This window comes from Paenibacillus sp. FSL H3-0286 (assembly GCF_045040705.1).
Taxonomy (GTDB): Bacteria; Bacillota; Bacilli; order Paenibacillales; family Paenibacillaceae; genus Paenibacillus_AQ; species Paenibacillus_AQ odorifer.
The window spans coordinates 3312625-3338007 of record NZ_CP150285.1; the positions used below are offsets into that span (position 1 = coordinate 3312625).

The window sequence follows — 25383 nt, forward strand, 5'->3', positions numbered from 1 at the left end:
TGAAAGGAAGCCAAAGTGATGAAGAGGAGAATCAAGTGGATTGTACTGGTACTGATTATAATTGCAGCAGGTTATTTTCTATATAGTAAGATGTATAAGCCTGAAGCGCAGTTAGAGCCTGTTGAACCCCCACAAGCCATAACTTTTGAGGTCACACAGGAGACCATTACCAATTCCATACAAGTTAAAGGTAATTCTAATTATGAGAAAGAAACGCTTGTTTATGCTCCATATGCTTCAAAGGTGACAAAGTGGAAGGTTGAGAACGGTGGACAGGTCAAAAAAGGTGATTTACTGTTTACTCTCGATCAGGAAGCCTTGAAGAATGAGATTGCTACACAAGAGGCGACCATCCGTAAAGCAAAGCTGGAAGCAGAGCTGAATGCATTTGTGAGCCAGCAAGACGAGGAGAATGCAGCCCTTGGTGCGACTGAAGCAGAACGCATTAAAGCACTCACAGCCCAAGAAGCAACACGGCTAGGGGACGAGCTTAATCAGGTCAATGCCGAAATACAAGCACGCGAATTAACAGAGAAAAAAGCCAAACTCAAAACAGCACTTTATTATGCTCCGGCAACCGGCATTTTCTTATTTGACAGTGCAAGCGAAATTCCGCAAACAGTGACAGATAATCAATATATCGGAAAAATAGTAGATATGAACAAGCTAGAATTCATTGCTCTTGTAGGTGAACAAGACGTCTTCCGTATAAAGACAGGCATGAAGGTCGACGTAAAAATGACAGCTATAAAAGATTTGAAGTTATCTGGAGAAGTTACGAAGGTAGCGAAATTTGCAAAGACAGCTTCAGGGCAGAATGCTACTGCCAGTTCGGTTCCTCAATTCGAAGTGGTTATCACGCTGCAGCCTGACGAGCATTTGATCGGTGGCTTAAGCTTAAACGGAGAAATTGAAACAGTTCGCAAAGAAAATGCCACCGTTGTATCCAGCATAGCTGTAATGCATGAAGGAGACCTCTCCTACGTTATGCTGGATAAAGGGGACGGGCAATATGAACGAAAAGATATCGAAGTGGGTCTGGAAACTACGGACAAAACAGAGATTCTCTCTGGGTTGAAGGTTGGAGATGTTGTTGTTCTTCAGTAAAAATGACTAACGCTTAGATTTACTTCTCAATCGTTTGACGCCAAACGTTAATATCTTTATTAAGATCGGTAAGATCAGGAACCGGGATTTGCTCATCGGAAAGGTTATATTTGGCTTTTAAGGCTAAGATCCGATAGACGCTTTCATCAATCCGTGTTTCTTGAATCTTACCGTTTTTTACGTTTTGCAGGAGGGAGTCCATGACCCGTTTTTCATTATCATAGCCGTGAGCAACAAGGAGAATATCACTACCTGCATTCACAGTATCTACTGCTGCTGTAGTCAGATCGTAGTTCTTCATAATGGCTCCCATGGTTAGATCGTCTGTAATTACGATTCCTTGGTAGCCCATTTCATCTCGAAGCTGTTCACCAATAATGGTACGCGATAAGGATGCAGGTTTGTCTGGATCTAATTTTGGAAACAAAATATGAGCGACCATTACGGCGTCCGTCCCCTCTTTAATGGCTGCTTGGAAGGGGAGCCATTCTAAGTCAGCTAGCTGACCGGCTGTTTTGTTCACAATCGGCAGATCCAGATGGGAGTCGACAGAAGTATCTCCGTGTCCTGGGAAATGCTTGACAACAGGAACGACGCCTTCGCTCTCAATTCCCTTCATTTCGGCAATTCCTAGTTGAATGACTTGGTCAGCAGCATTGCCGAACGACCGGTCTCCGATGACTGGATTGTCTGGATTGCTATTGATATCGAGAACGGGAGCAAAGTTCATATTAAATCCGGCTGAACGTACTTCTCTTGCGAGCAGCTTTCCCATTTTCTCGGCAGCAGCAGCGTCATTACTTGCACCCACTGTTCCGTTAGAAGGGAATGTAGCATATTCTTTAGGCATCCGGCTGACTTTTCCACCCTCCTGATCAACACTCATGAATAGTGGGGCAGGGTTGCCAGTGTTACTCTTTTTCATAGAATTGATAAGACTGATCATCCCTTTCAGGCTTTTAATATTGTCCTTATAGAGGATGATTCCACCTATTTTGTCTTCGGTAATCATCTTTTTAGCTTGCTCATCAAGGACAGTTCCATCAATTCCAACTAGGAGCATTTGTCCGATTTTTTCTTCCAAAGTCATCTCAGCAACCTGAAGAGCAATTGGATCGCTGACTGCTGAGGGGGTGGGAGCCAAGCTGGTGGTTGGTGCAGGTGTGGATTGGGAGGTCGGTGAATCGGTAGCTTCGGACTGTGAATTACTGCTGCTATTAGAACAGCCAGCAATGAGGAACAGTGACACCATAGCTGCAATAATGAAGAGTGTACCGGAAATCTTAGGCTTTAGGCTGTGACGGGTGAATCTAATCATCTGAATAGTCGTCCTTTCGTTAGCTAAATTAGATATTGGAAGAGGAATCCTTGCTGACTTAGAAGCACGGTGATAAGATAAACTTAAATATTTACATATTAAATTTGAATAATGAGGTGACGGTCCAATGAAAGATGGATTAGTACAAGCACTTAATGAACAGATGAATTTCGAGTTTTATTCCGCTCATGTTTATCTAGCGATGGCTGCTTATTGTTCCGGCGAAAGTCTGGATGGATTTGCAAACTTTTTTCTAATTCAAGCCGAAGAAGAACGGTTCCATGCCATGAAGATTTATAAATTCCTTAACGACCGGGATAACCGTGCTACGCTAGAAGCACTGCCAGAGCCGAAGAACGAATATAACTCGATGTTAGATGCTTTTGAACATGCCTTCGCGCATGAACAGCAGAACACTAAACGGTTCTATCATTTGGCTGACCTTGCTCTGGATGAGCGTGAACATGCGACGATTTATTTCTTGAAATGGTTTATAGACGAGCAAGTAGAAGAAGAAGCACTCTTTAGCAACATCATCAGTAAACTGAAACGAATTGAAAAAGATAGCAACGCCTTCTACATGCTGGATGCCGAGTTTGCTGCACGTACTTTTACAGCTCCGGCTGAATAAGTTATTGAAGCCCAAAAGCCTGAGAAATCAGGCTTTTTTATTTTATAGATGTAGGAAGTTTAATCGCGAGCAGCTTATTATCCGTCCGAATCATCAGCATCCCTCCAGTTTTAAGGGAAGGGGCAAAGTTACGAGAGCCTGTGTTCACAGTGAAAATAGGCTTTAGAGTTAACATGTCATAAGCGTGAAATAGGCCATCAGATTGTCCACTATAAACCACGTTTCCGAACAGATCCGTCTGTACCACTGGATTCTCTCCAATATTGAGGTCGACAAGCTGGCCGGTTCCTAGCTTAAGTGCGGATAAAGTACCTTTATCTTGATTTTGAAATAACATTCTTTGTTGATAAACTTGGTTCAATGGAGAGTCTTTTTCTTTAACCATCGAGGCCCAGGTTTGCACCGGTTTACCCTCTGCAGAATAATTCCAGAAATCATATTTCACAAACTTACTGCCCTGAAAGATGTAAAAGTCCTTTCCATCCAAAAACGCGTTTCCATTCATCTCATTATAACTGTACACACCATCTTTATTCTCGGTATCTGTCCATTTATATAAACGTTCTCCTTTTAATTCACCTGTCTTTATGTTGAACACGGATACTTTGACTTTTCGATTTACCGGGTCATCATCCATCATAAATGTATTCGTGATAGAGTAGAGGAGCCCATCCTTCACTGCTAACGGCATCCACTGCCGGGTCTGGTCCCATAGTTTTTTTCCTGTCAGACTGTCATAAGCGGCGAGTCCAGCAGTTGTTAAGGCCCCTTGAGACAGATAGCTGCGAATAACGACCCCATCTGATTCCATGACCTCTGATAAGCCTGTAAAGTTATTGCTTTTCTCTACAGCCTTCCATTTGATCTTTCCGGTTACGGCGTCAACTGCTGCTAATTGTTCCTCTTGAGTAACATAAATAGTAGATCCTAAACGCTGTATATTTGTAGCTTTGGGGAGTGTTATGGAAGCCGACCATGCTTTTTGACCTGCCTCATTAACGGCATATAGGGAGCCGCTTTGGGTCAGACCGTAGATAAATCCATTGCTGTACGTGAATAGCGGCGCTAATCCACTTCCGAACTCCCATATTTTTTTGCCTGTTGCCGCATTCATTGCGGTTAATTTTTCATTGCGCTGCAACGCAAAGATCTTTCCGTTTTCCGCGAGTGCTGTAATGTCCTGTCCGGTGATTCTGTCTTTTTTTAAAATGGCGAGTTGTGCTGACCAAACAGGTTTTAGGATCGGGGCTGTGACTTCACTGTAATAAGTGTTACTTAGGCTTACAATTGCTTTTTCTGCAGAAATGACTGACATTGATCCACTGTTTGTTATTGGAATTAAAATACTCCCTATAGCTAAACATGTAACAATTTTCTTCGGCAAAGACTGAATCATCACTCCACGCTCCTTTGAATTAGTCATTACTATAATTAGACAATAAAAATAGCAAAAAGTTACTATTCCAGAAGAATGGAAGCAAAGTTGAACGGGGGCAAACTATGTTGCGTCCTGCAAAACAGTTACGACCTTGCAACTCTATTTGACAGAGGGAACTATTGCGCCCCGTAGCAACACTGTTTCTCTAGACCCACCCGATTCTCAAAGTGTAGTATAGAACAATACTATTCTTTGGGGGTTCTTTTTTTGGAAACTTATAACGACATTAAACAAGGCGAAAAAGGAGCTTGGCTAAGCATCGTTGCTTATATCTTTTTATCAGCTATCAAGCTGTTCATAGGTACGGTCTCAGGATCTCAAGCGTTGCTTGCAGATGGATTGAATAACAGTACAGATATTATTGCTTCTATCGCGGTACTAATTGGCCTGAAGATTTCCAGAAGACCGCCGGATTCGAACCACAGCTACGGGCATTTTAGAGCGGAGACCGTGGCTTCATTAATTGCTTCATTCATTATGATTGCCGTAGGGCTTCAAGTTTTGTACCAAGCTGTGAACAAATTTATTCAACCAGCACTGGAAAGTCCTGATCTCATAGCAGCGTGGACGGCAGTGGGCTGTGCTGTAGTTATGATGGCTGTCTATATGTATAATATTAGGCTGGCCCGTGCCATTAACAGTAACGCAATGCGGGCAGTAGCACTGGATAATCGATCAGATGCTATAGTTAGCGTGGGCGCTTTTATCGGAATTGTGGCTTCCTCCTTGGGCGTTCCTTGGCTTGACCCGCTTACAGCCATCATTGTCGGACTAATCATTTGTAAGACGGCATGGGATATCTTTAGCAAAGCTACGCATGATCTGACGGACGGATTTGATGCGGAAGAGCTTGAACATATGAAAGAAACTGTAGCAGAAATTGATGGTGTACAATCCATAAAAGATATCAAAGCCCGTATCCATGGGAATAACGTATTAGTAGACACAACTGTGCTAGTGGATTCTCAGCTAAGTGTAGTGCAGAGTCATGATATTACGGAAGAAATTGAAGAACAGTTAAAAGACCGGCACCAAGTTTCCAATGTACTTGTACATATCGAACCCGTGATGAAGTAGAGATTTATCAATAGGTGCCATATGTACAGCTAATGGTTGAATATAAGCACCTGTGATGTTGTTAATAGTTCTTTTGTGGAGAAAGGTGGAAAATAAAATTAAAATGTAATTTTCAAGAAACGGAATGGTGATTTCATGATCGCTTGGAAAGATTCATATGATATCGGTGTAGAAAAAATTGACTGCCAGCACAGACAGTTGTTAGCGAAATTGAACGAATTCTTTGAAGCATGCAGTAATCAGCAAGGGAAAGAAAAGATTGAGGAAACACTGAAATTCTTAAAAGAATACACGATTGAACATTTCAGTAATGAAGAGCAGCTGATGGAGGAGATCAACTTCCCTGAACTAGCTGAACATCGTCAGACGCATGCTGATTTCGTGAAGGCAGTTCTCGAATTGGAAGAAACGGTCAAAACAAAGGGAGTATCCGTACTCTCAACCATCAAGCTTAATCGAACGTTAACAGACTGGCTGATAAATCACATCAATAAATGCGATAAGCTGATTGGTCAATGTATGGCCACACGTGATAAAGCGATATAAGATAAACCTCCAAAGAAGATGCCTATGGGCATTTTCTTTTTTTAGTTCCGATGTTTTCCGAACACCGCATTGCAGTTTATACTGGGTTAACGGTTTGTGTTATGATTTGAGATAAGAAGTAGAGAAGTAGTTAGGTAAAGGGGAGAGAAACGATGAAAACATTACGAATGTTAGCTTCAGGATTTGCTATGCTGCTCATTCTGGGTCTTGTTAATTTCTACATTGGCTATCACGGCTGGTTACTTATTCATGAATGGTTTTCTGGTGTTTCGTCAGCAGTATTCTGGACATTATTTATGCTCATCGCTTTTGCGTATGTCATTGGAATGATTCCATGGCCAAAATCGGTTAAACCGATCGCCAGATTCTTTAAAGTGATTGGATCGTATTATTTAGCGTGTATGGAATTTGCTATCATTACGTTACCTTTGGCAGACCTATTATATGTGATACTGGGATGGTCGGGAATCGATCGTACCTATTACATCGCAGAAGCGGGCGGGACAATTCTGATATTACTGGCAGTCTTTCTGGTCTGGGGTTCAATCAACGCCTGGAGTACCGTGATCCGCACACATTCCATTCCTATTGATAAATCTATTGGCACCAGCACGCCATTAACGATCGCGGTTGCTTCAGACCTGCACTTAGGGAATATCGTGGGCAATCGTCATCTCAAAAAAATGGTGGCACAAATGAACGCGATGCAACCCGATGTGATTTTGCTGGCTGGAGATGTCTTGGATGACAGCATTGAACCTTTTATCCGCAATAGTATGAGTGAACAGATTAAACAGTTAAAAGCTCGTTATGGTGTCTACGCAGTACTGGGCAATCACGAATATTATGGTGGATCAATTAAGGAATATACCGATTTGATGAGTAGTATTGGGATCAAGGTCCTGCAAGATGAGGTTGAAGAAGTCGCAGGAACGTATATTGTAGGCCGAAAAGATAAGACAGCCGAGGCGATGGAAGCCGGTGGCAGACAAAGTGTAAGCTCCTTGCTCGAAGGACTTGATCTTACACGTCCTGTGATTATGATGGATCATCAGCCTACCGGCTTCGACGTAGCCGCTCAAGCTGGGGTAGACGTTCTACTCTCGGGTCATACACACCGAGGACAGATTGCTCCTAATCACTGGATCACTAAACGTCTGTTCGAACTGGACTGGGGATATCTTCGTAAGGACAATTTGCATGTAGTCGTGTCGTCAGGTTATGGAACATGGGGACCCCCAATTCGTTTAGCAAGCCGGTCGGAGATCATTAAGCTGGAGGTTATGCTGGAGGGTTCTAAAAAATACAGTGAAGAGCCTGTTTCCACAAAAACAGTGTTAATCTAGGGTGAGTTTATATGTAGAGGCTGTTTCATCAGCAGATTTATTCTGCCAGGTGAGGCAGCTTCTTTTTTTGACAACTCATGGGGAGTGTAGTATGTTTAAAATTAGTTAAGGACTTAACTATATTGGAGCTGAATTATAGAAAATGGATCATTTACAACAGTTTGTGCTGAATCAGCCATTGCATACCAAAGCATTTTTTACATTAGTTGAAGCTACTGCAAATTTAGTTTCTGTTTCTGAGAAATATTGGCAGTCGAAAGGATTGAACGGAGCAAGAATTCGTATCTTGGTGGAGATCTCTAAACAGGGAGGTGCGATTCTACCTTCTACATTGGCTCACATTATTGGAGTTACCAAAGCTAATATAAGCATGCTGTTAACACCATTGGAGCGAGACGGATTAATAACCCGTTCGAATGATACCAAGGATGGCAGAAAAAGCGTCATTTCGATTACGACTGAAGGCCAGCAATTACTTCTGGAGCATCTTCCAGAGAATCGTCAGGCTGTCGCAGAGAGAATGAAGAATCTGAATGATCAGGAGCTTCATCAACTTATCTTTTTATTACAAAAACTGAGTACATTCGAATAACAGAAAGGGTGTTATGTATGTCGATTATGGTTACAGGAGCCACAGGTCAATTAGGCAGCTTAATTATGGAGAAGCTTGAGAAGTACGTTCCGGCTAGTCAAGTTATTGCTTGTGTTCGTCAGCCAGAGAAAGCTGTTAATTATTTAGAAAAAGGGTTCGAAGTCCGTTTTGGCGATTATGACCAGTTAGATACGCTGATTGAAGCTTTTACTGGGGTCACAACGTTACTTTTAATCTCCAGCTCTCATACCGATGATAAGATCAGATTATATCAGCATGCTCAGGTCATTCATGCAGCAAAAAAGGCCAATGTGAAGCATCTGCTTTATACTGGATTTGCCTTTCCACCCAAAGGTCCGATTCCTTCTTATCATGTTCATTTACTAACTGAGCAGATGATTCTTGAATCAGGGATAGATTATACGTTTCTGCGTAACGCTTTGTATATAGATTTTGTGGGTGTGCTTGGGTTGAAGGAAGCCATGGAAAGCGGCGAGCTACCCACTTATCCAGGGAACTGGCAGTTTAATTCAGTCACTCGTGAGGACCTCGCTTTAGCTACGGCAAAGGTTCTTACAACGAATGGACATATGAACCAAGTCTACGAACTAGCTGCACCAAACGTTTGGGACTTCAACGAATTAGTTGATGTATTATCAGAGTTATCAGGGAAAAAATTTACGTTTCGCCAGGATTCAAGTATTCAGCATTGGATTTATACGTTTCTAGCGAAGATAGATACTGCTTCTACATCAAAAGATCTGGAGAGACTGATGGAGCGGCCGGTTACCACACTTAGAGAGAGTATTAAGCCTTTTGTTTGATCTGACTTTAGTTGTTCTATCGTTATAAAGTTGTTACTATGAGTTCATCCATTATTCAGGGAGTGTAAATGATGAAGAAGATTTTAGTAGCAGATGACGATGTGAATATTCGAACATTATTAAAACATGTACTAACAAGGGAAGGATATCAGGTGATGGAGGCCAGTCATGGCCGAGATGCGATACATAAATTGCAGGACAGTATTGCGGATTTAGCGGTCGTAGATGTAATGATGCCACATGTAGATGGGTTAGAGCTATGTCAGCATATTAGAGAAACGTATGATATTCCGATCATTTTATTGACAGCACGTCAGCAGCTGAGTGATAAAGAGCAAGGTTATTTGCGGGGGACGGATGATTATCTAACGAAACCTTTTGAGCCTGAAGAGTTGCTATTTCGGATCAAAGCGTTATTTCGCCGCTATTCCATTGCTTCAGATGATCGGATTCGATTAAATTCTCTAGTTATTGACCGCAAAAATTATGAAATAACCGATGGTGATGAGGTTCTGCTGCTACCGGTAAAAGAGTTTGAGCTTCTGGCTCAACTCGCACAATATCCAGGCAGGTTATATACACGTAGTGAGTTAATTGAACTGGTATGGGGCATGGATTATGAAGGGGATGAGCGAACAGTCGATGTACATATCAAACGTTTGCGTCAGCGCTTCGTAGATTATCAGGAAGATTTTGTGATCCGAACTGTTCGAGGCATTGGCTATAAATTGGAGATGGTTAACGTATGAGATCCTTGTATGTCCGGATGTGTATTGTCTTCTGTTCAGTAATTGTGGTGAGTAGCCTTCTTGGATTTTTGGTGTCTAATATTTACTATCAAGCCCAGATTAAATCTCAGAACGATGCCAAACTTACCGGAATGGCTATCGAGGTTCAACAATTCGCAGAATCACATCCGGAGACAATGGAGGATTATTTGCGGAGTATAGCCAAGCTGGGTTATAAAATCTATTTAACAGATGCTGAAGGGGAATCAAGATTCTACGGTAAGCCCTTTAGAAAAGAAGATTTGGATGAGCAGCAACTAGAGAAGGTTCTGAATGGGCAAATTTATCATGGGGTTGCGGATTTCCCGGACAGTGCATTTATTACCGGATTTTTTGATAATCAACTGCGTAATTCAATTGGTGTTCCTGTAAAAGTAAACAATGAGACGTATGCTTTGTTTATGCGTCCGGATGCTGAAGTACAATTCGGTGAGCTGCGCGTCTTTTTTGCTGTGATCATTGGGTTCACCGTGTTGTTTAGCTTAGGCTTTGTAATGATTAGCGTACTGCATGTAGTTAGACCTATTACACGTTTGACGACGGCCACTAAACGGATCTCAAAAGGCAGATACGATATCAAATTGAATACGTGGCGGCGTGATGAGATTGGTCAGTTAGCTTCCCATTTTATGATTATGAGCCGGGAGCTGGAACGAACAAATCGGGCACGTCAGGAATTTGTCGCTAATGTATCACATGAAATTGAGTCGCCATTAACATCTATTCAGGGATTTGCCCAAGCGTTACAAGATTCAACCTTACCTGAGGATGAACGGTTACAGTATCTCAATATCATTGACCAAGAAAGCCATCGTCTTTCATTGCTAAGCAAACAGCTGCTTACCTTGTCTTCGCTTGATTATGATCCTAATTCCATACAGAAAAAGTCGACAGACTTGCGTGCACAACTAAGACAGGTCGTACAAATCATGGAATGGAGATTAACAGAGAAACAACTGGCCGTGCGTTTGAATCTTGCAGATATCAGCGTTCTAGGTGATCCAAATCTATTGTTCCAGGTATGGATGAACCTGCTCTCCAACGCCATAAAATACACACCTGCTGAAGGTTCCATTATGATTTCCGCGAAGCTTGTGGAACAGAACTGTATTGTTTCTGTGTCTGATACGGGTGAAGGCATTTCAGCTGAGGAGTTGCCGTTAATCTTTGATCGTTTCTATAAAGTAGATCGAGCACGTACGCAGGAAACACATAGCAGCGGACTTGGACTTGCGATTTCTCAAAAAATCGTAGAAGCGCATAACGGAACCATTGAAGTAACCAGTACTTTGGGTGAAGGGACTACCTTTACAGTTACACTTCCGCTTTTGTAATTCATTATTCATACTCCGTTCATTTTCATCTTCTAAACTGTGACTATACAGATTAGAAGGAGTGGTAATATGTTTTTAGCCTTAAGGGAAATGCGACATTCTAAAGCCAGATACCTATTAATTATGGTTATCATGTTATTGGTTTCCTTTCTTGTACTTTTCGTCACGGGACTAGCCAGAGGATTAGCTTATGCAAATATCTCTGCAGTAGAGAACATGCCGGCGAATTATTTTGTAGTGCAAGGTGATGCGGATCAGACCTTTAGACGTTCTCAGTTAACAGATACGGAGCTCCAGAATGTACGTGCAGTAGTTGGAGACAATAATGCATCTTCACTTGCAATGCAGATGAGCACTGTCACTGCTAACGAGGCAGACGTAAAAGCAGATATTACTTTTTTTGCAGTAGATATGAATGGGTTATTAGCTCCTAAAGTAGTTGAAGGTGACAAGATTACAAACGAGACAAACGGTAAAGTCCTTGTTGATCGTGACCTGGAACAGTCAGGAATCAAACTTGGCAGTATCATTCGTGATCAGGCAACCGGGATGGAATTTACTGTCGCAGGTTTTGTTGAGGATAGCTCTTACAGCCATACCCCAGTAGTTTATATCAACAATCAGGATTGGCAAGCTATGAAGCAGGGGGTTAACCAAGGAGAAGAAACCTCTTCGTCGGTACCGTTTAATGTGATTGCCCTTAATGCGAATGCTGATCAAGTAAATAAGATTTCAACGAATGTAAAAGATGTAGAGGTCATTACGCAAAAAGTAGCTATTTCCAATATTCCGGGCTACTCGGCAGAGCAGGGTTCACTGCTAATGATGATTGTTTTCCTGTTTGTGATCGCAGCGTTTGTTCTGGCAGTATTCTTCTATGTCATTACGATTCAGAAAACTAGTCAGTTTGGTATTCTGAAGGCGATGGGTACCAAAATGTCTTACTTGGCTTGGAGTGTGGTAGGGCAGGTTATGATTTTAGCTATTTCAAGTCTTTGCATTAGCTTACTGCTTACCTTTGGGATGAATAAGGTTCTGCCTGATTCGATGCCATTCCAACTGGAGCCTTCCACCATTCTTTTAACCAGCTGTTTATTCGTTGGGATGTCTCTTTTAGGATCACTAATTTCTGTCGCTAAAGTGGCAAAAGTAGATGCATTAGAAGCTATTGGGAGGGCTGGAGCATGAGTGCAAAACTAATCATGAAGCAAGTAACCAAAAACTACGGTGATGGCGACACAACGGTGTCTGTGCTGAACAATTTGAATCTGATCGTTAATGAAGGGGAATTCGTTGCTGTCCTTGGACCTTCGGGAACAGGGAAAAGTACATTCCTTTCAGCGGCTGGTGCACTTCTAACACCTACTAGTGGTGAAATTTTTATAGATGGGGAATCACTTACAGATAAAAGTAAAAGTGAGCTGACGGAGCTCCGTTTAGAGAAGATAGGTTTTATGTTCCAAAGCGCTCAGTTGTTGCCTTATTTGAAGGTGGAGGAGCAACTCCTTTTTGTAGCCAAGCAGGCGAAAATGAGTGCTAAGGAAGCGAAGGAACGGGCTGCTGATTTGATGAAGCGGCTGGATATCTGGAAACGGCGTAATCATTATCCGGAACAGCTCTCCGGTGGGGAGAAGCAGCGTGTAGCTATCGCTAGAGCGTGGATGAATAAACCAGCGATTCTCTTTGCAGACGAGCCGACAGCCAGTCTGGACTTCAAACGCGGAAGAGAAGTTGTACGCATGATCGCTGATGAGGTGAAGAGTGAAGGTAAAGCAGCGGTAATGGTCACTCATGATGAACGGATGCTCGAATGGTGTGACCGGGTTCTGCATCTGGAAGACGGGCATTTGGTTGAACATCAAGTATAATTTCATAGTGTGGAAGAAAAAAAGCTACTTGTCTTTTCTAAAGACAAGTAGCTTTTTTATAAAGACATCGGTAGCTAAGGAAGAAGAACATTCTTGATGTCGGATGATTGAGAATTGCCTTTCCAGATGATGTTGCCTGATTGGCAGCTCTTTGATCTCACCGCTTTCTAGTTCCTTCCGTACAATCCATCTGGAGAGCATGGCGATTCCGAGGCCAGAGGCTACAGCTTCTTTAACACCTTGAGAGCTGTTGAAGACATAGGATCTTTTAACAGATATATCTTCCTCCTGTAGGAAATGATCACTGAAAGCTCGTGTACCCGAGCCGTGCTCCCGAAGCACCCAAACCTGATCCTGCAACATGCTCTGCTCCACAGAAATCGCTTTTGACAGAGGGTGGGTAGCAGGAGCGATCATAATCATCTCGTCTTTCATATAAGGAGTGACATTCAGATCATTCTCATGGACCTCACCTTCAATAAACCCTATGTCCAGTTCGTTGGATTTAACGCCTCCAATAATCTCCTCAGTATTGCCTATCGTCACTTGCAGCTTGACCTGCGGATATTGATTGGCAAAATCAGCAAGTCTTGCCGGCAAAATATATTCACCTATAGTAAAACTAGCGCCGATATGTATACTCCCAGTGACTTCGTCCTGAAGCATATGGATTTCCTGACTTGCTTCATCGAAATGAGCCAATATTTGTTTGGCGTGTTTATAAAGAATACTGCCGGCTTCTGTTAATCTAACCTGTTTAGAAGAACGATGCAGGAGTTTAGCACCGAGCTCATTCTCAAGATTCCGGATATGCAGACTGACACCGGGTTGAGATAAATTCAGCGCTTCTCCTGCTTTGGAAAAATGACTCAGTTCAGCTACAGTAACGAATACGCGTAATGGATCTACAATCATTGTAATCCCTCATTAGATTAGTCTATACTCCCGAATAAGCCAAGAATCCACCGTCAACGGGGACGGTAACTCCGGTCACAAAGCTGGACATTGCTTCATCTGCTAACCAGAGTAGTGTGCCAAGCAGATCCTCCGGCTGTCCAAAGCGGCGCATTGGAGTATGAGAGATGATTTTTTGGGAACGGTCTGTAAGCTCGCCATCTTCACGAACCAACAGCTTCTCATTTTGTTTAGTAAGGAAAAAGCCAGGGGCAATGGCATTCACACGTATACCAGACTCAGCGAAATGAACGGAGAGCCACTGGGTGAGATTATTAATTCCTGCTTTGGCAGCGCTGTAGGCAGGTACTTTGGTCATTGGAGAAGGTGCGCTCATGGATGAAATATTAATAACAGATGTGCCCGTTCTGCCGAGCATCTGCTTGGCAAAAACTTGGGTTGGGATCAATGTTCCAATCAGATTAAGGTCCATCACATTGCGAAATCCATCTACACTAAGGTCAAAAAAAGTAAATATGTCCGGGTTCTCCAGATCATCATTTTTGAAAATCTCTTGGGTCGTATTTGCTGAGGAATCATTTCCGCCAGCACCGTTAATTAATAGATCGCAAGGACCCCAGTGATTCTTAACAGCTTCTGCGGCTTTCATAACACTCTGTTGATCTGTAACATCACAGGAAAGTGAAATCGCTTGACCGCCTGCGGCTGTAATTTCAGCGGCAACCAAATCTCCCTTAGCTGCGGTGCGATTTAGAATCGCGACTTTAGCTCCTTGCCGACCTAACTCTAGCGCCATAACCCGGCATAATACACCGGCTCCTCCGGTAATCACAGCGATTTTCCCTTCTAATGCTGGATGCAAAGTTAATTCTATCATAACCATTGAACCTCCCTAAAAGTCCTGAGTGTGATTAAAGTTCCTTATCAAGTACATGCTGTGATTTTTTTGGCGAAAATCCTATATGATTATAGAACCGTACAGCATCTTCTCTGGTTTGATTGGTACGTACTCTAATTTTGCTAAACCCTGTTTGGATTGCCCATCGTTCACAGGTTTCTACAAGCTGTCTGCCAATTCCTTCTCCGCGGCAAGTCTGATCAACAACAAGACCTCCTATTTCAATAAATGAAGGAGATTCAAGTAAGATTCGAACGGTCGCATGTATCCATCCTACCAATTGGTGATCTGATTCAGCTACATATACAGTATGATCTTTGTGTGTTCCGATTTCTTGTAGTCTTTCTCCTAATTGATCGATATTCAAAGGATATCCAAGCTGGCTTGAGAGTCTTGCTATCTCTTGAATGTCGCTTATAGATGCTGTTCTGATAAGAATATCGTTCACCACCTCAAAATTGAAGGTTAGAGCCTTTTTATTATAGTTCATCACATAGATTAAGACATTCCCTAATAAATTTACTTAGTGCTGTTACGATAGGCAGAAGGGGAGATTCCTATTGTCTTTTTGAAATATTTAGAGAAATGGGCTAATTCCATACTGACTTGCTCCGCGATATCTGAAATGCTGAAATTGCTATAAGAAAGCTGTCTTTTAGCATGCTCCATTCTTTTCAATTGTACATAATGCATGGGGGGAACCCCTATAAATTTCTTGAAGTAGGGGATGAAATAGTTCGGATGTAAGTGGACAATTTCTGCTAACTCTTCTATTTCTATGGGTTTATCCAGCCGCTCATCAATATATTGAAGCACATAGGCGAGCTTTCCTTGATCCCCCGTATGTATAAATTCTTGCATAAAGTCTGTTTTGATATTCTCGTTCGATTCAAGACAAGTAGCAATTAGATTGAGGACGTTCGCCTGAGTACGCAGAATGGACAATACATCATCTTTTTGAAACTGTTCGATCATTTCTGTGAAAATAACCCGTACGGAATCTGGGTTGGGCGCATCACAGATAAACAGTTTGTTTGCCGAATGGAATAAGGGCCACTCCCCAATATCAGCATCAAAATGGCAGAAATAGCGTGTATAGGGATCATTCATTGACGTCTCTGTAGTTTGAGTGCTTCCTGCGGGCATGATCATTAGCTGACCTGCTCTCGGATAATAAGTAACACCGTTAATGATAACTTTTCCCTCACCGCGGTCAATAAAATACAGCCGATTAAATGTTGGAGTTTCCAACGTACGATTCCACCCGCTATATCCGCTTCTAAGTTGGGCATGGGTCACTTTTACGGTAAGATTCTGGAGGAATCTGCCGGTAAGGTTACCTGGATTATTCATCATCTAGCTCCTCTATGACTTGATTATCCTTATTATAACGAATTAATTTAACTAAATCATCTTATTATTGTGCAAATAATGCTTAGTTTCGCTCATGTTCATGTCTATTAATTAAGTATATTCTCATAACATAACCTCAAATAGGGAAGTGATCTGATTGAATAAAGTACGGTATGGCATTATTGGAATTGGGAATATGGGGAGTGCACATGCACAAAGTCTGTTGAATCATATTAAAGATGCTGAGCTTGCAGCTGTATGTGATGTAAGGGAAGAACGTTTGAAATGGGCAGAAGAGCATTTACCGGAAAGTGTACAGAAATTTGCAACACCCCAAGAGTTATATGAGTCTCATCTCATAGATGCAGTATTAATCTGTACTCCACATTATGATCATCCAACTTTAGCTATCGAGGCTTTTCAATATGGCTATCATGTATTGGTTGAGAAACCGGCTGGGGTCTATACCAAAGCTGTTAAGCAGATGAACGAAGCTGCAGCAAAGTCTGATCGCAAATTCGGAATCATGTATAACCAGCGGACGAATCCTTTGTATCAAAAGCTTAGGGATCTCATTCAGTCTGGTGAACTAGGCGAAATCCGCCGCACAAATTGGATTATCACCAACTGGTACAGATCACAAAGTTACTATAACTCCGGTGGTTGGCGGGCTACATGGGCAGGCGAAGGTGGCGGGGTGCTGCTGAATCAAGATCCTCATCAACTAGATTTATGGCAGTGGACGACAGGTATGATGCCTAAGCGGATCAGAGCATTTTGTCATTTTGGTAAATACCGCAATATTGAGGTTGAAGACGATGTAACCGCTTATGTGGAATATGAAAATGGTGCGACAGGGCTTTTTATCACCACAACAGGTGAAGCACCGGGAACTAACCGTTTCGAAATTACTGGTGATCATGGAAAAATCATAGTGGAAGACGGGAAATTAACCTTTTGGCGTCTACGCACGCCGGAGCCGCAATTCAATGCAGAGTTTACGGGAGGATTCGGCAGTCCAGAATGTTGGAAATGTGAGATTCCTGTAGAAGAGGGTGGCGGGGAACAGCATAAAGGAATTTTGCGGAACTTTACGAATGCCATTCTACACGATGAGAAATTGTTAGCTCCGGGTGAGGAAGGCATTCACGGTCTAACGTTATCTAATGGGATGTATTTATCGGCTTGGACCGACGATTGGGTGGAGTTACCGATTGATGAAGATTTATTTTATGAGAAGCTCATGGAAAAGGTGGAGAATTCTAACTTCAACAAAGAAACCACAGCCGCCCAAACCTTTGATGTTAAGGGAACTCATTAAATTTTAATCAGAGAGGAAAGATCCTATGAATCGTTCAACCATTGCTGCTCAAATGTACACATTACGTGATTTTACTAAAACTGCGGAGGATTTAAGATCCACTTTTCAAAAGGTCTCTGCTATGGGTTATGAAGCTATTCAGATTTCAGGCATCGGGCCAATCGATCCGAAGCTCGTAAAAGAGTATGCGGATGAAGCAGGTCTGGCAATATGTGCAACCCATGTGTCTTGGGATCGGCTAGTAAGCGATTTGGATGCTTTAGCCGCTGAACATAAGCTGTGGAACTGCAAAAATATTGGACTAGGAAGTTTACCGGAAAAATTCCGTACGGGGCAAGAAGGTTACCGTGAATTCGCCAAGCTGATGTCGGGCATTGCAGTTACAATAAAAGAACAACATGATCTGCAATTTGTTTATCATAATCACGATTTTGAATTTGAACGGTTTGATGGATTGACTGGCATGGAAATTCTGCTCACTGAGTCTGATCCTGCCGTTGGTTTTGAGCTGGATTTATATTGGGTTCAAGCGGGCGGAGGGAGTCCAGCCGAATGGATACGCAAAGTTGCAGGTCGAATGCAGGTAGTGCATTTAAAAGATATGGCGATTGTTAATAGAAAACAGATCTTTGCTGAAATCGGTGAAGGGAATATGAACTATAAAGAAATTATCAATGTCTGTCGCGAAACGGGTGTTGAATGGTTCGTAGTGGAGCAGGATGTTTGCCGCCGTGATCCTTTTGAAAGCTTGGAGATCAGTCTGCGGTATCTTCTTAATACCTTATAGAATGGAGTAATACTAATAGAAGGAGGGTTTCTATGAATCGAAAAAATGGGATGACCTATGCACCAACGTATGAATCCAAACCCGTAGTGAAGGCGGGGGAATTCATCATTGCCGCTATTGCCCTAGATCACGGTCATATTTACGGGATGTGTAACGGACTGGTTGAGGCAGGGGCAGAGCTGAAATGGGTATATGATCCGGACGAGGAAAAGGTCAGAAATTTTATTAGTAAATATCCCGGTGTCAAAGCTGCCGGATCAATGGAAGAAGTTCTGGAAGATCCCGAAGTACAATTAATTGCAGCGGCCGCAATTCCATCTGAACGAGGACCTTTAGGCAATAGAGTAATGGCTCACGGTAAGGACTATTTTACGGATAAAGCCCCCTTTACGACCCTGGAACAGCTTGAATCCGCTAGAGCAATGGCAGCTGCAACCAATAAGAAATATATGGTCTACTATAGTGAACGTCTTCACGTTGAAAGCGCTATCTATGCAGGGCAGCTGATTCAACAAGGTGCTATTGGCCGTGTTCTGCAAGTCATTGGATTAGGGCCACATCGTCTAAATGCTCCTAACCGGCCGGAATGGTTTTTCCAAAGGGAGAAATATGGTGGGATTCTATGTGACATAGGCAGTCATCAAATAGAACAATTTTTGTATTATGCTGATTGTCAGGATGCTTCGGTTATTCATAGTAAAGTGGCCAATTACAATCATCCGACTTATCCCGAATTAGAGGATTTTGGTGATGCTACTCTTGTAGGGGACAATGGGGCAACACAATATTTTCGCGTGGATTGGTTTACCCCTGATGGGCTGGGCACTTGGGGAGACGGGCGCACGATGATTATGGGGACTGAAGGATACATTGAACTGCGTAAATATACTGATATAAGTCGTTCAAATACACCGGATCATGTGTACTGGGTCAATGGGGAAGGGGAACATTATGAGCATGTAGCAGGGAAGGTTGGTTTTCCTTTCTTTGGTGAGCTAATCCTTGACTGTCTGAATCGGACAGAGCTGGCGATGACACAGACCCATGTGTTCAAAGCTGCCGAGCTATGTCTGAAGGCTCAAGAGCAAGCGATCAATCTAACCCCAGCAATACTCAGATAACGATGGAATGATGAACGGAGGGTAATATAGATGAAAGAACTTGGAGCAGCCATTATTGGATGCGGAGCCATTTTCCCTCTTCATGCAAAAACATTAACAGGCATCGATGGTGTGAGACTACTTGCGGTTGCAGATATTGATGCTGATAAAGCATTGCAGACGTCTAATGAATATGACTGCCAAGCCACTAATGATTATAGAGAAATTTTAAAGGATGACCGTATTCATGTTGTACATCTCTGTACGCCTCATTATTTACATGCAGAGATGGCTACGGAGTTGTTACAAGCAGGAAAACATGTCCTTACCGAAAAGCCTATGGCGGCAGATCTTCCTTCAGCCAGACGAATACTTGAAGCCGCACAGCAAAGCACAGGTCAGCTTGGTGTGGTGTTTCAGAACCGTTATAATGATGCCTCCATGTATATTAAGCAGGTGATTGACTCAGGAATATATGGGAAGCTGCTCTGTATGAAAGGAATCGTAACCTGGCACCGTAGCGAAAGTTATTATAGCGATAGTAACTGGAGAGGACGCTGGTCTACGGAAGGTGGAGGTCTGCTAATTAACCAAACCATTCACACACTGGATTTACTTCAGTGGTTTGGTGGAGAGGTGGCATCGGTGAAAGGGAGTATTACCACGGATGTGCTAAATGGGGTCATAGAGGTAGAAGATACCGCCCATGCCTGCATCGATTTCACTAGTAATGTCAGAGGGCTTTTTTATGGTACAAATACCTATCTGGAGAATTCTCCAGTGGAGCTGGAGCTAGTTTTTGAAAAGGGTACTATCAACCTCCGCAGAGATCATTTGTATCTTTGGAAGGATGGAAAGGAAACCTTGCTGTGCGAGCCTAGTTTCAGTGCCACGGAAGGTAAATCCTATTGGGGCACCGGGCATAAGAGACTGATTGAGGACTTCTATGAACATGTCGCCAGGGGTCAAAAGTTTTGGTTGGATGGTGCTGAAGGGATAAAAGCGCTGGAGTTGGTGGCGGGGATTTATAGTTCATCGCAGAAGGCTGAATAAATAATAAATAAGCTGTATCAAAAGTAGAGTAATCTACGAATGATACAGCTTATTGTATTTTAATGTAAAACACTTGTACTCAATCCTCCTAAATCAACGAAACTCTAAATAACCTGTAACCTTCCTTGGTAGCTTGTCCATGGGGTTGATTTATGTAATTATGTTCTTGGGTAAGTAATTCGTAGATTTACAATAAATATACACTGATGATTAACGGCAAGTAGGAGGGATTAGGAATGAGTGTTACATGGAAAAGAAGGATTCTGATCAATGATCCTATTTCACTAGATCCAGTTCAGATTCAGCAAGACTTGTACAGCGGCAACCAAGTTATTGTCCAGTTCTCTGATCCATCGACCTATGGTTCGATTCTGGATGAAGTAAATGAGCTTTGCGCGCGTTTTGATGAAAATTTTGGAGTGCGTTTTTATGGCCACTATTCTGTATCCTTTGATTGTGAGACACTCCTGCAGATTCCAAATGTTAAAATGCTGCTGCTGAATTGTCTTCACCAGGCACATAACACGAACGTATTGGCTAAGCTGAATAACCTGTATAGTCTGAGCTTGGGGATATATGAGCTTGAAAATCCGGAAATTCTGAGTATAGATACGTTACGGTCTCTAAGTATTTTAAATATTAGCTCGGAGAAAAAGATGCTTAATCTGGAATACCTAAAAGAATTCTCCCGTTTAGAACAGTTGCATGTTATAGGTAAGGTTAAAAACCTTGATGCTATTGGAGATCTGGAGGATCTTACCTATCTCGCGCTGCACTCCATCAGCAATAAACCCTTACATTTTATTAATCGGCTAAAGAAATTGAAAGACCTACGTATTTTACTTGGAGGCAGAGAACATATTCAGGACATCGAAGAAAATGAAATCGAGAGCCTGGAAATTTGTAGAGTCCGTGGCTTTCATGACCTGAGTAATATTTCGGTTTTTCGTGCGTTAAAAAAGCTTGTGATTGAAGATCAAATCCAGTTACGTGAGATTAACTTTGATCAGCAGATGAAGGCACTGGAAGAGCTAACGATTATGAATTGCAAAACATTGGCTCATTTGACGGGAATGGAGCAATTACCTTTTCTGCACAAGCTTCGTATTTTCAAAACGGCGATCGATTTTGATTCATTTATAGAACAAGAGCTTCCAATCGGCTTAACCACAATAGAGTTTGCAACTTTTAAAAGAAAAGTAGATCAGGAAATTCAAAAAACAATAGTGGGGTTGGGCTATCAAAACGGAATTGTCTACAATGAGAACAGGGCATGATAAAGCCTTTTTTTGTTCCATAAATCTTGAGGACTTATTTCTATCTTTTTTACAAGCTTTTAAATATTTTATTTTTTTCATATAATAGTAGATATTAAATTTATAAATAATTGTAATACACCATGATAAGGTTATAATTGATACAGAAAAGGTGTGACGCCTAAGAAGGAGCGCCCACATCCTTTCTGCAAAATTCAGGGGATAAGGATGGTAATAATGGGCAAAAGTGCAACTGATACAGACGTCATTTTAATTGGTGCCGGAATCATGAGTGCGACTTTAGGAACACTTTTGAAGGAATTAGTACCGGAATGGAAAATTAAAGTATTTGAAAAGCTTGAAAAAGCAGGGGAAGAAAGCTCTAATGAATGGAATAATGCAGGAACCGGGCATGCGGCGCTCTGTGAGCTTAATTATACTGTTGAAAAGCCAGACGGATCTATAGATATTAGCAAAGCTATTCAGATTAATGAACAGTTTCAGCTTTCGATGCAGTTTTGGTCTTATCTTGTAAATCGCAAGCTGATACATACTCCCCAGGACTTTATTATGCCGTTACCTCATATGAGTTTGGTGCAAGGGGAGAAGGATATAGCTTTTTTAAAGAAAAGATTTGAAGCGCTCTCAAAAAATCCATTATTCCAAGGGATGGAATTTTCCGCTGACTCTAAAAAACTGATGGAATGGATTCCGCTTATTATACAAAATCGTCCTGCGAATGAATCCATTGCGGCTACAAAAATTGACTCTGGAACGGATGTTAACTTTGGTGCTTTAACGCGTATCTTATTTGAGCATTTAAAGAGTAAAAACGTCGATCTTCACTACAAACATAGTGTCAATAGTATGAAGCGCAACAGTGCTGGCTTATGGGATCTAAAAATCAGAAATGCCAGCGGTAACATTGAACAACATACAGCGAAATTTGTGTTCATTGGTGGCGGGGGAGGAAGTCTGCACTTACTGCAGAAATCCGGTATTCCTGAAGGAAAACATATCGGTGGATTCCCAGTAAGCGGTATTTTTATGGTGTGTAATAATCCGGAAGTTATTGCGCAGCATCATGCCAAAGTATACGGCAAAGCTAAAGTTGGAGCCCCTCCAATGTCCGTACCGCACTTAGACACAAGATTTATCGACAATAAAAAATCACTGCTATTTGGACCATTTGCCGGATTCTCACCTAAATTCTTAAAAACGGGCTCAATGTTTGATTTAATAACTTCTGTGAAACCGGATAACCTCATAACAATGCTGTCGGCAGGTGCTAAAAATATGTCATTAACAAAATACCTGATCGAACAAGTGCTGTTATCGAAAGAAAAACGTCTGGAAGAACTGAAAGAGTTTATCCCCAATGCCAAAATTGAAGATTGGGATCTTGTTGTAGCTGGTCAGCGTGTGCAAGTTATCAAAGATACAGAAGCTGGCAAAGGCACACTTCAATTTGGTACGGAGGTTATTAGTGCCGCTGATGGTTCGGTCGCAGCATTGTTAGGGGCTTCCCCTGGAGCTTCTACGGCTGTTCACGTGATGCTTGAAGTGCTTAACAAATGTTTCCCTCAATATATAAAAGAATGGGAACCCAAAATAAAAGAAATGATTCCTTCTTATGGCTTGTCACTAATGGATAATCCCGTGCTTCTGCAGAAAATTCACACTACAACAGCAGATACACTGGGTTTAGGTGGAAAAGAACATGTTTTTAATCAAAAGGTGTTTTAGTAATAAAGGAGCTGCCGAGAGGCAGTTTTTTTTTTGCTCAAATCTGAACTATTGACACAAAAGTGTATTACACGTATAGTACATAAATGAGATGTATGAACCACTTAGTACACACACTTAGTATATGGAGTTGGTTGTATGACAGAAGAACAGAAATCAGGCGTCAGCTTTAATATTCGTGAGCCGGTATATATTCAAGTTGTGCGTCATTTCAAGGAACAGATCGCCACAGGGCAAATCGGAGCGGGAGACAAAATTCCTTCACGGCGTGAACTGGCATCAGTAATGAAGATTAATGCGAACACGGCGCAGAAGGCATATAAGGAAATGGAGGAACAGGGTTTGATCGTAACAGAAGGGAATTCCCCGAGCCGAATTACACAGGATCAGCAAATACTAAACTCGATTCGAGCTGAATTAATCGAAAGTGCAGTGGATATATTCATCAGCTCCATTCAGAATATTCAAATTCCAGTTGAAGAACTGGTAGAGATCATAAAGACAAAATATACATCCGAGCGCAAGTTATCTCCAGAGGGTGGTGACACAAGATGATCCAAGTGAATCAGATGGTAAAGAATTATGGATTCAAGAAGGTACTAAATGGCGTTAGCTTCACTGCTGCCAAGGGAGAGATTACCTGCCTGATCGGAATCAATGGTGCCGGGAAGTCAACAGTGCTGAAGTCCATCATGGGACTGACACCATTCAAAGGGGAAGTTTTAATCGATAATGTATCACTAACACCTGCGATGTATGAGAAAATCACTTTCATTCCAGATTCGTTAACGATGCCCTCTAATATGCGAATTGCTGATTGCTTGAGCTTTATGGCTGACTTTTATCGGAATTGGAACGCTGAACGTGCAAAGGAAATGCTTAAGTTCTTCCGACTGAGCTCTTCAGATCGCGTATCCTCATTGTCGAAAGGGATGGCTGCGAAGGTGAATTTGTTGCTGGGACTTGCCTTGGATTGTGATTACATCCTAATGGACGAGCCGTTCTCGGGAATTGATATGTTCAGCCGCGAGCAAATTACTGATGTGTTCACGAGTGAATTGATCGAGGATCGTGGTGTGATTATTACAACTCATGAAATTAACGATATTGAGCATTTAATTGATAAAGCGGTCTTGCTACAGCATGGGAAGGTAGAACGTGAATTCTACTGTGAAGAAGTTCGCGAGCAGGAAGGTAAGTCCATTACGGACGTAATGAGAGAGGTGTACATGAAATGAGAGCTTTTGTGAAGCTATTGAATTTTGAAATGAACCGATTTGCCAAAATATATATTGGACTCATGGTGCTGACAGTTGCCTTGCAGCTTGCAGCAGTCACCATCGGTGCTAATCATTGGCTGGATTCTGCGAATGAGGCAATGAGAGTGAATCAATGGACGCTTGAGCAATATCACAATGTGACTGGATATATTCAGCTAAACAGTATGATGTATGCTCGCTATAATGGACTTCTATATTTCGGACCCATATTTTTGAGCATAACAGTGTTGCTAATATATAGCTGCTTCATCTGGTACCGTGACTGGAGAGGTAAAAATACGATAGTATATCGCCTGCTCACCTTGCCATCCAATCGGGCGAATTTGTATTTTGCCAAGCTGGTTACGATCTTGCTATTCGCATTTGGACTTGTTGCCCTGCAAATTGTCCTTGTGCCACTGGAGCGTTTGATAGCACAGTCGATTCTTCCTGCTGAACTATATCGGAACATCTCGGTATTTGATTATTTGAAGTATCCTACTGTGCTTAAAGTTCTGGTTCCGCCCTACTTTTCTGAGTTTGTTCTATATTATGGACTGGGCATTACGGGCTTGATCGTCTTGTTCACAGCGATTCTAATGGAGCGGAGCTACAGACTGAAAGGGATCGGCTTTATCATATTATACTTAGCGGTTCTGGCTGGATTAGCCTCAATACCCTATCTTATGGGTTATAGCAGATATGATAGCTACTTCTATCCCGGAGAGATCATAGGTGCTTGTCTCGGATTAATAGTGATTATTGCTGGAGGTTCGCTTTGGTACAGCTTATATCTATTGCGTAAGAAAATATCGGTATAATTGAA

At 42.1% G+C, this 25383-nt stretch carries 26 protein-coding genes; 20 read left to right on the plus strand and 6 right to left on the minus strand.

Annotated elements, in window-relative coordinates; translation table 11 throughout:
* The first annotated feature begins 18 nt into the window (after positions 1-18).
* The gene (locus tag MHB37_RS15000) at positions 19-1107 is read left to right on the plus strand and encodes an efflux RND transporter periplasmic adaptor subunit (protein WP_340395567.1); all 1089 of its coding nucleotides are present in this window, start codon (positions 19-21) and stop codon (positions 1105-1107) included.
* A gap of 19 nt (positions 1108-1126) precedes the next feature.
* Here MHB37_RS15000 and nagZ read toward each other — a convergent pair whose 3' ends face one another.
* Positions 1127-2425, minus strand: coding sequence for a beta-N-acetylhexosaminidase (gene nagZ, locus MHB37_RS15005; RefSeq protein ID WP_340395568.1), 1299 nt, complete (start codon positions 2423-2425; stop codon positions 1127-1129).
* Positions 2426-2552: 127 nt separating this feature from the next.
* On the opposite strand from nagZ, the gene MHB37_RS15010 reads away from it, so the two are divergent.
* Positions 2553-3056: a ferritin gene (locus MHB37_RS15010; RefSeq protein WP_076129328.1), complete on the plus strand. Its 504-nt coding sequence runs from the start codon at positions 2553-2555 to the stop codon at positions 3054-3056.
* A 37-nt stretch (positions 3057-3093) separates the two neighbouring features.
* Here MHB37_RS15010 and MHB37_RS15015 read toward each other — a convergent pair whose 3' ends face one another.
* Positions 3094-4452, minus strand: coding sequence for a PQQ-binding-like beta-propeller repeat protein (locus tag MHB37_RS15015; protein WP_405169536.1), 1359 nt, complete (start codon positions 4450-4452; stop codon positions 3094-3096).
* A 249-nt stretch (positions 4453-4701) separates the two neighbouring features.
* Between MHB37_RS15015 and MHB37_RS15020 the strand changes: the two genes are divergently transcribed.
* From MHB37_RS15020 to MHB37_RS15060, 9 genes are all read left to right on the plus strand, one after another.
* Positions 4702-5571: a cation diffusion facilitator family transporter gene (locus tag MHB37_RS15020; RefSeq protein ID WP_076129330.1), complete on the plus strand. Its 870-nt coding sequence runs from the start codon at positions 4702-4704 to the stop codon at positions 5569-5571.
* 135 nt (positions 5572-5706) lie between these two features.
* Positions 5707-6117 carry a bacteriohemerythrin gene (locus MHB37_RS15025; RefSeq protein ID WP_051491008.1) on the plus strand — a complete coding sequence of 137 codons (411 nt, stop codon included), beginning with the start codon at positions 5707-5709 and terminating at the stop codon, positions 6115-6117.
* Between the two features lie 152 nt (positions 6118-6269).
* The gene (locus MHB37_RS15030) at positions 6270-7463 is read left to right on the plus strand and encodes a metallophosphoesterase (protein WP_076301988.1); all 1194 of its coding nucleotides are present in this window, start codon (positions 6270-6272) and stop codon (positions 7461-7463) included.
* 142 nt (positions 7464-7605) lie between these two features.
* Positions 7606-8055 (plus strand): MarR family winged helix-turn-helix transcriptional regulator, encoded by a 450-nt coding sequence (locus tag MHB37_RS15035; protein WP_076129332.1) that lies wholly within the window; start codon positions 7606-7608, stop codon positions 8053-8055.
* A 17-nt stretch (positions 8056-8072) separates the two neighbouring features.
* Positions 8073-8879: an NmrA family NAD(P)-binding protein gene (locus MHB37_RS15040; protein WP_340395571.1), complete on the plus strand. Its 807-nt coding sequence runs from the start codon at positions 8073-8075 to the stop codon at positions 8877-8879.
* 71 nt (positions 8880-8950) lie between these two features.
* Positions 8951-9628 (plus strand): response regulator transcription factor, encoded by a 678-nt coding sequence (locus MHB37_RS15045; protein ID WP_340395572.1) that lies wholly within the window; start codon positions 8951-8953, stop codon positions 9626-9628.
* Entirely contained in the window at positions 9625-11001 is a 1377-nt protein-coding gene (locus MHB37_RS15050; protein ID WP_340395573.1) for a HAMP domain-containing sensor histidine kinase, read from the plus strand. Before MHB37_RS15045 ends, MHB37_RS15050 begins: the two co-directional genes overlap by 4 nt.
* 69 nt (positions 11002-11070) lie before the next feature.
* Entirely contained in the window at positions 11071-12189 is a 1119-nt protein-coding gene (locus tag MHB37_RS15055; RefSeq protein ID WP_076185926.1) for an ABC transporter permease, read from the plus strand.
* The gene (locus MHB37_RS15060; protein WP_076129337.1) at positions 12186-12869 is read left to right on the plus strand and encodes an ABC transporter ATP-binding protein; all 684 of its coding nucleotides are present in this window, start codon (positions 12186-12188) and stop codon (positions 12867-12869) included. Before MHB37_RS15055 ends, MHB37_RS15060 begins: the two co-directional genes overlap by 4 nt.
* Before the next feature lie 24 nt (positions 12870-12893).
* Here the strand turns inward: MHB37_RS15060 and MHB37_RS15065 are convergent, their stop codons facing one another.
* The 4 genes from MHB37_RS15065 to MHB37_RS15080 are packed head-to-tail and all read right to left on the minus strand — an operon-like array spanning position 12894 to position 16038.
* The gene (locus MHB37_RS15065; RefSeq protein WP_405169537.1) at positions 12894-13784 is read right to left on the minus strand and encodes a LysR family transcriptional regulator; all 891 of its coding nucleotides are present in this window, start codon (positions 13782-13784) and stop codon (positions 12894-12896) included.
* Positions 13785-13806: 22 nt separating this feature from the next.
* Complete coding sequence (locus tag MHB37_RS15070) at positions 13807-14661, minus strand: SDR family oxidoreductase (protein ID WP_076280711.1); 855 nt, start codon at positions 14659-14661, stop codon at positions 13807-13809.
* A 34-nt stretch (positions 14662-14695) separates the two neighbouring features.
* Positions 14696-15172 (minus strand): GNAT family N-acetyltransferase, encoded by a 477-nt coding sequence (locus MHB37_RS15075; protein WP_280753001.1) that lies wholly within the window; start codon positions 15170-15172, stop codon positions 14696-14698.
* Positions 15173-15201: 29 nt separating this feature from the next.
* Positions 15202-16038 carry an AraC family transcriptional regulator gene (locus tag MHB37_RS15080; RefSeq protein WP_305953559.1) on the minus strand — a complete coding sequence of 279 codons (837 nt, stop codon included), beginning with the start codon at positions 16036-16038 and terminating at the stop codon, positions 15202-15204.
* 154 nt (positions 16039-16192) lie between these two features.
* Between MHB37_RS15080 and MHB37_RS15085 the strand changes: the two genes are divergently transcribed.
* From MHB37_RS15085 to MHB37_RS15125, 9 genes are all read left to right on the plus strand, one after another.
* Positions 16193-17356, plus strand: coding sequence for a Gfo/Idh/MocA family protein (locus tag MHB37_RS15085; RefSeq protein ID WP_076185915.1), 1164 nt, complete (start codon positions 16193-16195; stop codon positions 17354-17356).
* A 25-nt stretch (positions 17357-17381) separates the two neighbouring features.
* Positions 17382-18143 carry a sugar phosphate isomerase/epimerase gene (locus tag MHB37_RS15090; protein WP_340395574.1) on the plus strand — a complete coding sequence of 254 codons (762 nt, stop codon included), beginning with the start codon at positions 17382-17384 and terminating at the stop codon, positions 18141-18143.
* Positions 18144-18175: 32 nt separating this feature from the next.
* Positions 18176-19264 carry a Gfo/Idh/MocA family protein gene (locus MHB37_RS15095; RefSeq protein ID WP_076278977.1) on the plus strand — a complete coding sequence of 363 codons (1089 nt, stop codon included), beginning with the start codon at positions 18176-18178 and terminating at the stop codon, positions 19262-19264.
* A gap of 30 nt (positions 19265-19294) precedes the next feature.
* A complete protein-coding gene (locus MHB37_RS15100; RefSeq protein ID WP_076194274.1) occupies positions 19295-20296 on the plus strand; it encodes a Gfo/Idh/MocA family protein in 1002 nt (333 codons plus the stop codon).
* A gap of 236 nt (positions 20297-20532) precedes the next feature.
* Entirely contained in the window at positions 20533-21573 is a 1041-nt protein-coding gene (locus MHB37_RS15105) for a hypothetical protein (protein ID WP_340395575.1), read from the plus strand.
* A gap of 216 nt (positions 21574-21789) precedes the next feature.
* Positions 21790-23298 carry a malate:quinone oxidoreductase gene (locus tag MHB37_RS15110; protein ID WP_076129345.1) on the plus strand — a complete coding sequence of 503 codons (1509 nt, stop codon included), beginning with the start codon at positions 21790-21792 and terminating at the stop codon, positions 23296-23298.
* A gap of 138 nt (positions 23299-23436) precedes the next feature.
* On the plus strand, positions 23437-23853 hold the full coding sequence (locus MHB37_RS15115; RefSeq protein ID WP_076129346.1) for a GntR family transcriptional regulator: 417 nt from the start codon (positions 23437-23439) through the stop codon (positions 23851-23853).
* Complete coding sequence (locus MHB37_RS15120; RefSeq protein ID WP_076280707.1) at positions 23850-24536, plus strand: ABC transporter ATP-binding protein; 687 nt, start codon at positions 23850-23852, stop codon at positions 24534-24536. Before MHB37_RS15115 ends, MHB37_RS15120 begins: the two co-directional genes overlap by 4 nt.
* Complete coding sequence (locus MHB37_RS15125; protein WP_248548200.1) at positions 24533-25378, plus strand: hypothetical protein; 846 nt, start codon at positions 24533-24535, stop codon at positions 25376-25378. The genes MHB37_RS15120 and MHB37_RS15125 overlap by 4 nt, the downstream gene beginning before the upstream one ends.
* Positions 25379-25383 lie beyond the last annotated feature (5 nt).